This window comes from Dietzia cercidiphylli (genome assembly GCF_039531545.1).
GTDB classification, from domain to species: Bacteria; Actinomycetota; Actinomycetes; order Mycobacteriales; family Mycobacteriaceae; genus Dietzia; species Dietzia natronolimnaea.
This window is the reverse complement of the sequence record NZ_BAAAQG010000006.1, coordinates 42,792-56,033: the sequence shown is the minus strand read 5'-3', so window position 1 is coordinate 56,033 and position 13,242 is coordinate 42,792. Positions and strand designations below refer to the sequence as shown.

General features: G+C 71.2%; 12 protein-coding genes and 1 tRNA gene. 9 read left to right on the top strand and 4 right to left on the bottom strand.

Annotated features, from left to right (window positions below; all coding sequences use genetic code 11):
* Positions 1-29: 29 nt before the first annotated feature.
* Positions 30-1,412 (bottom strand): threonine/serine exporter family protein, encoded by a 1,383-nt coding sequence (locus ABD250_RS05230; protein WP_182610390.1) that lies wholly within the window; start codon positions 1,410-1,412, stop codon positions 30-32.
* Positions 1,413-1,502: 90 nt separating this feature from the next.
* On the opposite strand from ABD250_RS05230, the gene ABD250_RS05225 reads away from it, so the two are divergent.
* The 3 genes from ABD250_RS05225 to ABD250_RS05215 all read left to right on the top strand — a co-directional run bounded on the left by ABD250_RS05225 (position 1,503) and on the right by ABD250_RS05215 (position 2,496).
* Positions 1,503-1,575 (top strand) — tRNA-Thr (locus tag ABD250_RS05225).
* A gap of 90 nt (positions 1,576-1,665) precedes the next feature.
* Entirely contained in the window at positions 1,666-2,085 is a 420-nt protein-coding gene (locus tag ABD250_RS05220) for a nuclear transport factor 2 family protein (RefSeq protein ID WP_338404119.1), read from the top strand.
* Between the two features lie 21 nt (positions 2,086-2,106).
* Positions 2,107-2,496: a nuclear transport factor 2 family protein gene (locus tag ABD250_RS05215; RefSeq protein ID WP_182615625.1), complete on the top strand. Its 390-nt coding sequence runs from the start codon at positions 2,107-2,109 to the stop codon at positions 2,494-2,496.
* A gap of 52 nt (positions 2,497-2,548) precedes the next feature.
* On the opposite strand, the gene ABD250_RS05210 is transcribed toward ABD250_RS05215, so the two are convergent.
* On the bottom strand, positions 2,549-2,977 hold the full coding sequence (locus ABD250_RS05210; protein ID WP_107748802.1) for an HIT family protein: 429 nt from the start codon (positions 2,975-2,977) through the stop codon (positions 2,549-2,551).
* A 127-nt stretch (positions 2,978-3,104) separates the two neighbouring features.
* Between ABD250_RS05210 and ABD250_RS05205 the strand changes: the two genes are divergently transcribed.
* Complete coding sequence (locus ABD250_RS05205; RefSeq protein WP_182657862.1) at positions 3,105-3,809, top strand: TetR/AcrR family transcriptional regulator; 705 nt, start codon at positions 3,105-3,107, stop codon at positions 3,807-3,809.
* Positions 3,810-3,881: 72 nt separating this feature from the next.
* On the top strand, positions 3,882-5,138 hold the full coding sequence (gene purD, locus ABD250_RS05200; RefSeq protein WP_344391067.1) for a phosphoribosylamine--glycine ligase: 1,257 nt from the start codon (positions 3,882-3,884) through the stop codon (positions 5,136-5,138).
* 69 nt (positions 5,139-5,207) lie between these two features.
* Here the strand turns inward: purD and idi are convergent, their stop codons facing one another.
* On the bottom strand, positions 5,208-5,762 hold the full coding sequence (gene idi / locus ABD250_RS05195) for an isopentenyl-diphosphate Delta-isomerase (protein ID WP_182658328.1): 555 nt from the start codon (positions 5,760-5,762) through the stop codon (positions 5,208-5,210).
* Positions 5,763-5,806: 44 nt separating this feature from the next.
* Entirely contained in the window at positions 5,807-6,946 is a 1,140-nt protein-coding gene (locus tag ABD250_RS05190) for an acyl-CoA dehydrogenase family protein (RefSeq protein WP_107748804.1), read from the bottom strand.
* A 142-nt stretch (positions 6,947-7,088) separates the two neighbouring features.
* On the opposite strand from ABD250_RS05190, the gene ABD250_RS05185 reads away from it, so the two are divergent.
* The 4 genes from ABD250_RS05185 to ABD250_RS05170 all read left to right on the top strand — a co-directional run bounded on the left by ABD250_RS05185 (position 7,089) and on the right by ABD250_RS05170 (position 13,238).
* Entirely contained in the window at positions 7,089-8,732 is a 1,644-nt protein-coding gene (locus ABD250_RS05185; protein ID WP_182658329.1) for an AMP-binding protein, read from the top strand.
* A gap of 75 nt (positions 8,733-8,807) precedes the next feature.
* Positions 8,808-10,262 (top strand): family 43 glycosylhydrolase, encoded by a 1,455-nt coding sequence (locus tag ABD250_RS05180; protein WP_304814113.1) that lies wholly within the window; start codon positions 8,808-8,810, stop codon positions 10,260-10,262.
* A 137-nt stretch (positions 10,263-10,399) separates the two neighbouring features.
* Complete coding sequence (locus ABD250_RS05175; RefSeq protein WP_241730524.1) at positions 10,400-12,022, top strand: SLC13 family permease; 1,623 nt, start codon at positions 10,400-10,402, stop codon at positions 12,020-12,022.
* A 22-nt stretch (positions 12,023-12,044) separates the two neighbouring features.
* Positions 12,045-13,238, top strand: coding sequence for an aminotransferase class I/II-fold pyridoxal phosphate-dependent enzyme (locus ABD250_RS05170; protein ID WP_182658109.1), 1,194 nt, complete (start codon positions 12,045-12,047; stop codon positions 13,236-13,238).
* The last annotated feature ends 4 nt before the right edge of the window (positions 13,239-13,242 follow it).

Below are 13,242 nucleotides of genomic sequence, written 5' to 3'. Positions count from 1 at the left end.
TGGGCTCAGGCGTCCGACGTCATCTTACGTCACTGGTCGGCGGCGGCGGACCTGCGCAGATTACGCGTGACCCATTCGCCGAACACGATGCCGGCCGCCAGGGCCACCGCGATCGCCAGGGCCTGGAACATCAGTCCCACACCGATACCGGTCTGGTCACTGGTGAGGGCCGACAGTCCCCGATAGACGGACAGCCCGGGCAGGAGCGGTGTGATCCCCGCGATGGTCACGATCAGTGGCGGGACGGTCGCGATACGGGCGAGGATGCCGCCGAACAACCCCATCGCACAGGCCGCGAGCGCGGAACCCACCACCACGCCCAGCCCGGTCGTCGTGACCACCTGGAAGATGACCATCCCGATCGCCCCGACCGCCGCGGCGAGCCACGTCGCACGCACGGTGGCGTAACTGGCCACCGCGAAGCCGGCGGCCCCGACCCCCGCCGCGAAGACGGCGAGATACAGGGGCGCGTTGCCGGAGATGGTCGGGTCGATGGGGGGCGGGGACATGCCCAGCCGCGCGAACACCGCCAGGGCGATCGTGATGCCGCCGAGAACCCCTCCGGTGAGGATCATCGTCTCCACGCCGCGGCCGGCCGACGTCACGGGGAACCCGGTGATGGCGTCCTCGATCGCGCCGACGAGCGTGAGCCCCGCGAGGAGCACGATGATTCCCGCGGCGACGAGTGTGGATGGCTGGATGTCCACGAAGTTGTCGCTCAGGAACACGTAGGCCAACAGCGCCCAGGCGGCCGCGATGAACCCCCCGACGATCTGCTGGAAGAACTTCGGGAGGCGGTGGCCGTCCAGATAGCGGTTGGCGTACATCAGCGCGAACGTGGACACCATGGACAGGAGTCCGGCGAGCGGGCTGCCACCCAGTTGGATGACGACCGCGCAACCGAGCATCGCCCACCCCAGGACCGCGACCCGGAACGAGTGGGGGTGCGGGGAGGCGATGATCTGCTCGACCTCCGCCGTGGCCTGCTCGACGGTCAGTTGGCGCCGCACGATGAGGTCGGTGAGCCGGGCGACACGGGTCACCCGGGTCATGTCGATCGTGCGGTAGTTGACCACCCGGATGACGGAGATCGGCGGGCGACCACGTCGGCGGTTCACGCCGATGGTCAACGAGGTGAAGGTGACCTCGACGGTGGCGCCCGGCAGGCCGAACGCCGCCGCGACCGATTCCCCCTGGGCGACGGTGTCCGCCGCGCCCTCGCCGGAGGACAGGAGGATGCCGGCGATCTCGAGGGCGAGGTTCAGGACGTCGGTGACGGCGCCGTCGTCGTCCAGGTCGACCGGTGCCATCGGGGACAGGGGCGGCTCGACCGCCAGGTCCATCGTCGACTTGCGCAGACCCAGCCACGCCAGGGGGCGGGTGAACGGTGCGGGTGCGTCGCGGATCTCCACGTGGACACCGTAGTCAAGACCGCGGCGGTCGAGAGCGCGGCCCGGGGTCCGGTTAGGATGTGACCCGGACCCCGGCCGTGCCGGAGCCGTGCTGGAGTGGCGCAATTGGTAGCGCACCCGACTTGTAATCGGGCGGTTGCGAGTTCAAGTCTCGTCTCCAGCTCTCACCCGCCGCCCGGGGGAGCCGGGAGTGCACGCCACGCGCGCGCGGTATACGTTTAGTTTTCTCAGGTTTCTGGGTAGGATGTGGCAGGTGTTCAGCGACGGCGGGGGCTCCGGAGACGTGGACGGGGGCGTGGACGCTGAGTCCACCCGGCGGATCGCCGAGGCGTGGATGCGCGCCGTCACCTCATGTGACGTGGACGCCGCGCTGGCGCTCTCCTCGCCGTCGATCGTCTACACCAACGGCGGCCACCTCCGTCTCTACGAGGGGCACGACGGCCTGCGTGACATCATCGAGGATCTCGCGCGTCTGTCCGGGTTCCTCGACGTGGCCGTCCTGTCGGCGGTGGCGGAACCGGGGATCGTCGCGCTCAAGCGGCTGGAGACCTACACGCTGCCCGAGGGGGGCGTGGAGATCCCGGCCCTGTCGTTCGTCGAGGTGGAGGGCGGTGTGGTGACCCGCTGGGAGGACTACAAGGACCTACGTACTCTGAACACGATCTCGGAGTAGACGGTGGACGGGGGCGGTCCGATGGACCAGGACGAACGGCGCGGCGGCTCCGGAGAGGTGGCCAGGGCGCTCGTGGAGGCCACGTTCCGTGGTGACGTGGACACAGCGACCTCGCTGTGCACGCCCGACCTCGAGTTGCGGATCGAGGGCACCCAGGTGGTGCGCGGCCGCGACGGGCTGGCCCAGCTGATCGAGTTCAACGAGGAGGTCTCCACCGACGTCCGGGTGGAGATCCACCGGGTGCTGTCGTCGGGGGACACGGCCGCGGTGAGCAGGACCACGTTCCTCACGATCGGGGGCACACCCATCACACTCGCCGTCGGCGCGTTCTTCACGCTGCGTGACGGCCTGGTCAGCGAATGGTGCGACTACCAGGACATGGGCGAGGTGACGCGCGCGCTCGGGCACTGAGCCGGTCACCCGCCCGACCCGACCACCGGGGCGGCGAGTCGGGGTGGGCCGGTCAGTCCCCGGGCACGAACTCGTCGTGGCCGAGTTCCCGCAGAGCGCGACGGATCGTCGCGGCCGCCGCGTCCGACTCCTCCGCCGGGGCGTCGGGGTCCGCGCGGGACAGGTCGAAGCCGGACATGTCGTCGGCGGGGAAGACGTGGATGTGGGTGTGTGGGACCTCGAACCCCGCGATCAGATAGCCGGCCCGCGACGCCCCGAAACCCTCGACGACGGCCTCGCCGACCGCCTGGGCGACCTCGTTGAGCCGCGCCCACAGTCGGGGGTCCAGGTCGGTCCAGCGGTCGATCTCCTCTCGCGGGACGATGAGGGTGTGGCCGGCCGCGACGGGCGCGATCGTGAGGAAGGCGACCACCTCGGGGTCCTCCCAGACGAACCTTCCCGGCAGCTCACCGGAGATGATCTTGCTGAAAACGGTCGACATGCTCCCAGCCTAACCATCCGGGGCGGCCGCTTGCCGCTGATGCGCGGCGGTTCGTGATGTAATGAGGGGTACGCCACCCGGACATCGAGCGGCGAACGGTCCTTAGAGGATGGCGGAGGGACGGCAGATGATCGAGGCAACGGCACCGACGGCAGACGACACCGTCAAGAAGAAGTCCTACCACCACGGTGACCTGCGGAACGCGATCATCCACGAGGCCACCACGCGTGCGCGGTCCTCGGGGGAGAAGGCGATCGTGCTGCGGGAGATCGCGCCGGTCATCGGGGTGTCGGCCACCGCCGCCTACCGACATTTCACCAACCGGCAGCAGCTGGTCGAGGAGGTCTCGGCCCGCGGGTTCGCCGCGATGGGTGAGCGTGTCGCTCTCCCGGGTGTCACCGGCGCGGAGTCGGCCCCGGGGCTCGCGGCCTACCTGGACCTCCGCAACGCGGGGATCGCGATCGTGGCGTTCACGGTCGCGGAGCCCGCTTGGGCGCGGATGATGGTCGAGACTCTCGGGGAGTCGTCGACGGTCGCGTTCGCGGCCTCGGACGTCGCCGAGATCATGCAGCAGATCGTCGACCGCGGGATCACGGCGGGGATCTTCCGTCCGGGGACGAGGATCAGGGACCAGCGCGTCCTGTGGGCGGGGATCGACGGCCTCTGCTCGCACGCGATGTTCGGGCTCAAGCCGATGGGGACCCCGGAGGCGGACCACGCGACGGCGCGCACGCTCGATCTCTGCATGACGGACATGCTCACCGCGGAGGGGCTGCGGATCCGCGATGAGGCCACGTTGCCGGACGGGATCGCGACCGACCTGCCGAGCTGAGGTCCACCCGACGACGCCCGCACCGGCCGTGCCGGGTCACGTCGCCCGGGGGGCGCGACTACTGTGGTCGCTGTGCGAATTCTCGTGATCGGTTCCGGTGCCCGTGAGCACGCCATCCTCGTCGCCCTCGCAACGGATCCCGCGGTGACGGAGCTCCACGCCGCGCCGGGCAACCCCGGCATGGTGCAGGCCACGTGTCACGACGCGTCGGTGACGGATCCCTCGGCGGTCTCCGCGTTGGCACGGCGGCTCGAGGTGGACCTGGTCGTCATCGGCCCCGAGGTGCCGCTGGTGGCGGGGGTGGCCGATGCCCTCCGCGCGGCCGGCGTCCCGGTGTTCGGTCCCTCGGCCGAGGCCGCCCGGATCGAGGGCTCCAAGGCCTTCGCCAAGGACGTCATGGCCGCGGCGGGGGTCCGCACGGCGCGCGCCGAGGTCGTCGACTCGCCCGCCGACCTGGACGAGGCGCTCGACCGGTTCGGCCCCACCTGGGTGGTCAAGGACGACGGTCTCGCGGCCGGCAAGGGGGTCGTGGTCACGCCGGACCGCGCCGCCGCGCACGCCCACGCGCTCGCCTGCCTGGACGACGGGCACCCGGTTCTGCTCGAGTCCTTCCTCGACGGCCCCGAGGTGTCGCTGTTCTGTCTCGTGGACGGCGAGACGGTGGTCCCGCTCCTCCCCGCTCAGGATCACAAGCGTGTCGGTGAGGGGGACCGCGGACCCAACACCGGCGGGATGGGTGCCTACACCCCCCTGCCGTGGCTGCCGCAGGGGATGGTCGACCGGATCGTCTCCGAGGTGTGTGAGCCGGTCGCCCGCGAGATGGTCGCACGGGGATGCGGCTTCTCCGGTCTCCTGTACGCGGGTCTGGCGATCACCGCGTCCGGCCCCGAGGTCGTGGAGTTCAACTGCCGTTTCGGTGATCCCGAGACGCAGGCGGTCCTGGCGCTACTGGAGTCGCCCCTCGGGCAGGCCCTCCACGCGGTGGCCACCGGCCGTCTCGCCGAGCTGCCTCCGCTGGTGTGGCGCGACGGCGCCGCCGTGACCGTCGTGCTGGCCGCGGAGAACTACCCGTCCTCGCCACGCCGGGGGGACGTGATCGAGGGCGCCGAGCAGCCGGGGGTCTTCCACGCCGGGACGGCCCGGGACGAGAACGGGCGACTGGTCTCGGCCGGGGGGCGGGTCCTGTCGGTCGTCGGGACCGGTCCCGACCTCGCCGCCGCGCGCGCGGAGGCCTACCGGATCCTCGACGGGGTCGAGCTGGGCGGCGGTCACTTCCGTCGCGACATCGGCCTGGCGGCCGAGGAGGGACACATCAGCATCCCGGGCTGACCGCGGCAGCCCGCCGGGCTGACGGCCGATCCGCCGTCCTCAACGCGCCTGTCCTCACCGAGCCCGTCCTCAACGAGCGTAGAGGGCCATGCGCGGCGCCTGCGCGACCAGCCAGGGGCTGAACGCGAACGGCGTCGCGTCGATGGCCTTGCGCACGTCCTCGGGCCGGGCCCAGTGGTGGGCACACACCTCGTCCGCCCGCGGGGCCAGGTCGGCGCGGATGCGGGCGGTGAACACGGGGCAGATCTCGTTCTCCACGATTCCGGAGTCGTCCACCGCCCGGTACCGGAAGTCCGGCAACGCCGGCTCGATCCCGTCCACGCGCGTCCCGAGTTCCTGTTCCGCCCGTCGCACTATCGCCTCGGCGGGGTCCTCGCCCGGTGCGGGGTGACCGCAGAACGAGTTGGTCCACACACCCGGCCAGGCGCGCTTGTGCAGCGCGCGACGGGTGAGCAGGACGCGGCCCTCCTCGTCGACCACGTGGCACGAGAACGCCAGGTGCAGCGGGGTGTCGGTGGTGTGGACGGTGGCCTTGTCCGCGGAGCCGACGGGCTGGCCGTCCTCCGAGAGGAGGACCACGTACTCGGTGCCCGCGGGAGCGGAGGCGTCGGGGAGGGAGGACATGCCGCCAACCTTAGGCGCTCCGGGCCGGACGGGCCGCCGGGGACTCAGACGGCGAGGTCGCGGGCGATCACCAGTCGCTGGATCTGGTTGGTGCCCTCGAAGATCTGGGTGATCTTGGCCTCGCGCATGTACCGCTCCACGGGGAACTCCCGGGTGTAGCCGACGCCGCCGAGCACCTGGACCGCGTCCGTCGTGACCTTCATCGCCGCGTCCGTGGCGGTGAGCTTGGCGATCGAGGCCTGGCGGGAGTAGGGACGGCCGGCGTCCTTGCGCCGGGCGGCGTCGAGGTACGTGGCGCGGGCGGAGGTCACGGCCGCGGCCATGTCCGCCAGCAGGAAGCCCAGGCCCTGGTGGCCGATGATGGTCTTGCCGAACGCCTCGCGCTCATTGGCGTAGGCGACCGCGTCGTCGAGTGCCCGCTGCGCGATGCCGGTGGCCACCGCGGCGATCCCGAGCCGGCCCGAGTCCAGGGCGGAGAACGCGATGCGCAGTCCGTCGCCCTCGGCGCCCAAGAGACGGGCGGCGTCGACCCGGGCGCCCTCGTAGGCGGCGGTGGTGGTGGGCACGCCGTTCAGGCCCATCTTGTCCTCGGGCTTCCCGAACGTCAGGTTCTCGGTGTCGCGGGGGACCAGGAGACACGAGATTCCGCGGGACCCCTCGCCGGTGCGGACGAAGGTGTTGTACACGTCGGCGATCCCACCGTGTGTGATCCAGGACTTGGTGCCGGTGACCACGAACTCGTCACCCTCGCGCTCGGCGCGGCACCGCAGCGCCGCCGCGTCCGACCCGGCCTGTGGCTCCGAGAGCGAATACGCGCCGATCTGCTCGCCGGCGAGCATCCCGGGCAGCCACTCGGCCTTCTGCTCGTCGGAGCCGGCGGTGGCCAGGGGGAAGCAGGACAGACCGTGCACGCTCGTCGCGACGGCGACAGCCGCCCACCGGGCACCGAGCTCCTCGAGCACCTGCAGGTACACCTCGTACGGCTGGTCGCCGCCGCCGAACTCCTCCGGATAGGGCAGCCCCAGCAGGCCCACCTCGCCGAGTTGCGCGAAGAGCCCCTCGGGATAGGTGTGGTTCCGCTCGTGCTCGGCCGCGATCGGCTCGAGCAGCTTGTCCGCGACCGAGCGGGTCATGTCGAGGAGTTCGTACGCCTCGTCGCTGGGGAGCAGTCGGTCGACGGCCATGGGAGTCCTTCCGGGTACGTGCGGGAATCGTCGGGTGGTCCCATTAGAGTGCACGGCTCCGGAGCAGTCGTACCAGCCCCGAAAGCGGGGGTGCCCGTCGGTGGGTGGTGTGCGGCGGGCCTCTGCAGCAGTATCTGCAGACATGTCTGCAGATACGACCGAGACCACGCCGCCCACCGGTACGCCCCTGTCCCCGGACGAGCTCCTGGCGATCTACGACGTCCCCGGTGCGAGTGCGGCGGAGTTCCTGTGCGACCGCCACGACCCTGACGCCGTGGCCTTCACCGTGATCGACGCCGACCTGTCCGGTCGCGACATCACCTACGGCGAGCTGAAGGTCGGGAGCGAGAAGGTGGCCGCCGCCCTGGCGGCCCTCGGTGTGGGCGAGGGGGACCGGGTCGCCACGCTCATGGCCAAGTCCGCGGACCTGGTGTTCACGCTCATGGGGATCTGGCGCCTGGGCGCGGTGCACATGCCGCTGTTCACCGCGTTCGCCTGGCCCGCCATCGAGATGCGGATCACCGGCGGCGACGCCCGGGTGATCGTGTCCGACGCCGACCAGCGGGGGAAGCTCGAGAGCACGTCCGTCCCGGTGGTCGTGGCCGGGCTGGCGGACTGCCCCGGTGCCCGGGAGGGAGACCTCGACCTCGACACGATCGTCGGCAACCAGGAGCCCGGTCGCGGCGCCGCGGTCACCGGCCCTGACGCCGGGATGGTGATGCTCTTCACCTCGGGCACCACCGGCACCCCCAAGGGGGTCGTCGTCCCCGTCCGCGCGCTCGCCGCGTTCCACCAGTACATCGAGACCGGTCTGGACGTGCGCGCCGACGACGTGTTCTGGAACGGTGCCGATCCGGGCTGGGCGTACGGCCTCTACTACGGCATCCTCGGTCCGCTGGCGGTGGGCCGCCGCAGCCTGCTCCTCCACGCCCGATACACCCCGGAGTTGGCGTTCGCCGTCCTGCAGTACTACGGGGTCACCAACTTCGCGGCGGCGCCGACGGTCTACCGGACGATGCGCGCCAAGCGCGACATCGCGCCGGACGTGAGGCTCCGCCGGGCCTCCGCCGCCGGTGAGCCGCTCACCCCGGAGGTGATCGAGTGGTCGATCGAGCAGTTCGGTGTCGAGGTCCGGGACCAGTACGGCCAGACCGAGCACGGGATGTTCATCATCAACCCCTGGCACGACTCGCTGCGCGAGGACGTCCGTCCCGGGTCCATGGGAGTGCCGCTTCCCGGGTGGGGGTGCACCGTGCTCGCGGCCGACTCCGACGAAACCGCGCCGGTGGGGGAGCTCGGCCGCGTCGCGATCGACGTCCCCGCCAGCCCGCTCATGTGGTTCACGGGGTACCACGACGCGCCCGAGAAGACGGCCGAGCGGTTCAGCGCGGACGGCCGCTGGTACTACACGGGCGACGCGGCCAAGCTCGACGCCGACGGTCATTTCTACTTCTCCAGCCGCGACGACGACGTGATCATCATGTCCGGCTACCGGATCGGCCCGTTCGACGTGGAGTCCGTCCTGGCCAAGCACCCGGACGTGCTGGAGTCGGCGATCATCGGCGTCCCCGACGAACTGGCCGGTGAGGTACTCGAGGCGTACGTCGTGCTGCGCGAGGGTGTCGAGGGTGACGACGACAAGGCGGAGGAACTGCAGAAGTGGGTCAAGACGGAGTTCGCGGCCCACGCGTTCCCCCGGAAGGTCCACTTCGCCCGTGAGCTGCCCAAGACGCCGTCGGGCAAGATCCAGCGGTTCCTGTTGCGCAAGGAGCGCGGGGCGAGATAGAGAGCGCGGAGCGGGGCTCCAACCGGGAGTTACGTACGGTCACATAAAGACGGTTCATGGGTCTATGCTCGGCCGATGAAAATCTCGCGAGGAGCGCGCGCCCTCGGCGCCGCCGCGCTGGCCGTCGTCGTCCCCCTCGTGTCCGCCACCGCGGCGGTGCCCGCGGCCGCGAACCCGGTGATCTCCTCCATCGCCCCGGACCCGTCGGTCCAGAGGGGAGCGGACGGCGCCTTCCACGTCTACGCGTCCTCGGACGACTGGTCGGACGGTGCCGGGTACCGGCTCGTCCCGCACTTCCGGTCCTTCGACCTGGTCGAGTGGGAGTACGTGGGGGACGCCTTCGGATCCCGTCCCTCGTGGGCACCGTCGGGGTCGTACCTGTGGGCGCCGGACGTCCACGTCGCCGACGCCGGAGCGGTCATGTACTACACGACCGGCGGGCCGGCCCCCTGTATCGGGATGGCCACCGCGCCCGGGATCGAGGGCCCGTGGACCCACGGCGGTGCGCCGATCGTCTGCTACGGGGCCGACGCGCCCTATCGGGATCTGGATCCGATGGACCCCGAGGTGGTGTTCACGGCAGACGGCCCGGTCATGTTCATGGGGAACTTCGAGGGGATCCACGCGGTGCGGATGAACCCAGCGGGGACAGCTCTGATCGGCGACCCCGTCCTGGTGGCCGGTACGGGCGTCGAGGCCCCCGCCATCGTCAGCCGCGAGGGCAGGACGCACCTGTTCACCAGTGCTGGACTGTGTTGCAACGGCGAGCAGTCCCAGTACCGGGTGTTGGGTGGCCGCGCCGACGACGTGATGGGCCCGTACTCCGATCGGCAACAGCGCCCGTTGGTGCAGGGGCCGGGTTCCCCGCTGCCCGGCGACGTGATCCTCAAGGGTGACGCCGACTGGGTGGGACCGGGTCACGTCGACGTGACCACCGACGACGCGGGGCAGGACTGGATGCTCTATCACGCCGCCCCCCGCGGCAGCGCCGTGCTCCCCAACGGGGTGCAGCGGAGGTACATGATGCTCGACCGCCTGGACTGGGTCGGCGGGTGGCCCGTGGTCGGGGACGGCACCCCGTCCTCGACCCGGTCCGCCGATCCCGTCGTCTCCCTTCCCGTACGGCTCACGGCGGTGGGTGGTGCGGTGCTCCGGCCGGACCGGGACGGACAGGTGCTCGACGCCTCGGTCCGGATGGACTCGACGGGGTCCGCCTACTCCGGCGACCTGCGCGCCGCGCTCACCGGACCCGACAAGCGCCGGGTCGCGTTGCCCGTGCTCGTCGACGGGCAGGCGCTGCCGTCCGTCCCCCAGGCCGTCGGTGCGGGTGCGACCGTGACCCGCGCGCTGACCCTGCGCCCCGCTGCCCCGATGGCCCCGGGGCGGTACGAGCTCGTCGTGTCCGTGGGCGACGCCGGCGGCCCGGCTCGCGAGCTGGCCGTGTTCGGCCTCGAGGTGGCCCCCGACGGGTCGCTCTCGATGGGCTCGGGGGCGCTCGGTTCGGCGCCGCTGGGGTCGCTCGGGGGCTGATCGGCTGACCCGCGCCGGGATCCCGTTTACGGTGAGTACACGAATGTCCCGGGGGGCCGCTCCGGGACGCGTGGCGCGCGACGGAGAAGGCGATGGCAACCGGCGACCGTGATCGGCCGAGGGGCCGGAGTATGGTCATGGCCCCCCACCTGAGCGGCCTGGACCCGGACCCGGACCGCGGCGCGGAGATCGAGCAGAAGTCGCCCGGTGAGCGCGACGGCGCCGTGCCCCGCGGCGAGTTCGTCCGCAGTGTGGTCGGGACCGTCGCCGGGGTCGCGGCCGCGGTGCTGGTCTACACGGTCATGCCGGGGGACCTGGAGCACAACGCGCGACTGACCGCTGCCGTGGCGGTGCTGCTGGGGATCTGGTGGATGACCGAGTGCATCCCCATCCCCGCCACGGCGCTGGTGCCGCTCATCGCGTTCCCGGTGCTGGGTCAGGACATCTCGGTCGACGACGTCGGCGCCCAGTACGGCAACAACATCATCTTCCTGTTCATGGGCGGATTCCTCATCGCGATCGCCATGCAGAGGTGGAACCTGCACCGACGGATCGCCCTGCTGACGGTCCGGGCGATGGGCACCCGCTCGACACGGGTCATCGCCGGGTTCATGATCGCGACCGGCTTCCTGAGCATGTGGGTGTCCAACACCGCCACGGCCGTGATGATGCTGCCGATCGGCGTCTCCGTCCTCATGCTCGCCTCCGAACTGGGCGGGAACGGGTCCGGAGGGCAGGAGGACGACCCCGAGGGGTCGATGCCCCGGATGGACTCCTCGTCGGACCCGACGTCCGACGAGGTCAAGAAGGCCGTCATCCGGTCGAACTTCGGGACCGCCCTCATGTTGGGCATCGCTTACGCCGCGTCGATCGGATCGCTGGCGACGATCATCGGAACCCCGCCCAACACCCTGCTCGCCGGCTACCTCGAGAGCGAGCACGGCATCATCCTGGGTTTCGGCCGGTGGATGATGGTGGGTCTCCCACTGTCGATCGTGATGCTCCTGGTCGCCTGGTTCCTGCTCACCAAGGTGCTGTTCAAGCCGGAGGTGGAGCGGATCCCCGGGGGGCGGCAACTGTTCGACGACGAGCTGCGCAGCCTCGGCCCCATCTCGTCGGGCGAGAAACGCGTCCTGGCCGTGTTCGTCGCCGCCGCCGTCGCGTGGGTGACCGTGCCGTTGGTGTGGGAGGACCCGCCCGTCTCCGACGCGGGGATCGCGTTGATCGCCGGACTCGTGCTGTTCCTGCTCCCCGCCGGCACCGCGCGTGGCGTTCGCCTGTTGACGTGGGAGGCCGCGCTCGCCCTGCCCTGGGGGGTGCTCCTGCTCTTCGGCGGCGGGCTGGCGCTGTCGGCCCAGTTCTCCGGGTCCGGGCTCACCGACTGGATCGGTGAGAAGTCCGCCGCCCTCGGTGGCCTGCCGGTCGTCCTGCTGGTCGTCGTCGCCGCCGGCGGGGTCCTCATCCTGACCGAACTGACCAGCAACACCGCGACCGCCGCGACGTTCCTGCCGGTCGCGGGTGGGGTGGCGCTGGGTCTCGGGCTCGACCCGATGCTGCTGGCGGTCCCGGTCGCCCTGGCCGCCACCTGCGCGTTCATGCTGCCGGTGGCGACCCCGCCCAACGCCATCGCGTACGGATCCGGATACGTGGCGATCGGCCAGATGATCCGCGGCGGGGTGTGGCTCAACCTCGTGGGGATCGTGCTCATCACGCTCGTCACCATGACCCTCCTGGTGTGGGTGTTCGGACTGACCTCCTGACGGGGGCGATAGCGTCGGGGGCATGAGCGTCGCGCGTACCCCCTCTCTCAGGTCGGCCGTCGAGCCGTTCCACGTCATGAGTGTCCTGGCCGCGGCGGCGCGGCGTCAGGAGACCCACGGCGACGTGATCTCCCTGTGTGCCGGGCAGCCCTCGACCCCGGCGCCCGGGCCGGTGCTGGAGGCCGCACGGCGCGCGGTGGACGGCGAGATCCTCGGCTACACCGAGGCGATCGGAATCCGACCGCTCCGGGAGGCGATCGCGGACCACCACCGGCGGGTGGACGGTGTCGAGGTGACCGCCGACGACGTCGTCGTCACCACCGGATCCTCCGGCGGATTCACGGTGCTCTTCCTGGCCGCGTTCGACCCCGGCGACACCGTCGTCATGGCCCGCCCCGGGTACCCCGCCTACCGCAACACCCTCCAGGCCCTGGGCTGCCGCGTCCACGAGATCGCCTGCGGGCCCGGGACCCGGTACCAACCCACGGTCGCGCAGCTCGAGGCGGTCACGGTGGAGCTGGGCCACCCACCCGCCGGCCTCATCGTGGCCAGCCCCGCCAACCCGACCGGGACGATCATCGACGCCGCCGAACTCGCCGCCCTCGCGCACTGGTGTGAGGCCAACGGCACGTTGCTGGTCAGCGACGAGATCTACCACGGTGTCACCTACGGCCGGGAGTGCGCGAGCGCGTGGCGGACCAGCCGTGAGTCCGTGGTGATGGGCTCGGTGTCCAAGTACTTCTCCATGACCGGGTGGCGGATCGGGTGGATGCTGCTGCCGCGGTACCTGCGCGCCCCCGTGGACCGGCTCATCGGCAACCTCACCATCTGCCCGCCGGCGCACGCCCAGTTCGCCGCCGTCGCCGCGTTCACCGAGGCCTCGGCCGCCGAGCTCGACTCCCACGTGGAGCGATACGCCCGGAACCGCGAGCTCGTACTCCGCCGGCTCGCCGGTCTCGGAGTGGGGGAGACCGCACCTCCCGACGGCGCCTTCTACGCCTACTTCGACGTCTCGGAGTGGACCGACGACTCGGTGGCGTGGTGCGCCGAGATCCTCGAGCGCACGGGGGTCGCGCTGACACCCGGCGTCGACTTCGACACCGTCGACGGTCGGCACACGGTGCGCCTGAGCTTCGCCGGGGACACCGCCGAGATCGCCGAGGCGATGGACCGGCTGGAGGCCGTACTGGTCCCGCGTCAGCCGCCCACGGGTTAACGTC

What these genes read in the sequence shown, in the direction of transcription:
- ABD250_RS05215 (WP_182615625.1), top strand. Translation starts at nt 2,107, where the DNA reads ATGGACCAGGACGAACGGCGCGGCGGCTCCGGAGAGGTGGCCAGGGCG.
- ABD250_RS05210 (WP_107748802.1), bottom strand. Translation starts at nt 2,977, where the DNA reads ATGTCGACCGTTTTCAGCAAGATCATCTCCGGTGAGCTGCCGGGAAGG.
- ABD250_RS05205 (WP_182657862.1), top strand. Translation starts at nt 3,105, where the DNA reads ATGATCGAGGCAACGGCACCGACGGCAGACGACACCGTCAAGAAGAAG.
- idi (WP_182658328.1), bottom strand. Translation starts at nt 5,762, where the DNA reads ATGTCCTCCCTCCCCGACGCCTCCGCTCCCGCGGGCACCGAGTACGTG.
- ABD250_RS05190 (WP_107748804.1), bottom strand. Translation starts at nt 6,946, where the DNA reads ATGGCCGTCGACCGACTGCTCCCCAGCGACGAGGCGTACGAACTCCTC.
- ABD250_RS05185 (WP_182658329.1), top strand. Translation starts at nt 7,089, where the DNA reads ATGTCTGCAGATACGACCGAGACCACGCCGCCCACCGGTACGCCCCTG.
- ABD250_RS05180 (WP_304814113.1), top strand. Translation starts at nt 8,808, where the DNA reads ATGAAAATCTCGCGAGGAGCGCGCGCCCTCGGCGCCGCCGCGCTGGCC.
- ABD250_RS05175 (WP_241730524.1), top strand. Translation starts at nt 10,400, where the DNA reads ATGGCCCCCCACCTGAGCGGCCTGGACCCGGACCCGGACCGCGGCGCG.
- ABD250_RS05170 (WP_182658109.1), top strand. Translation starts at nt 12,045, where the DNA reads ATGAGCGTCGCGCGTACCCCCTCTCTCAGGTCGGCCGTCGAGCCGTTC.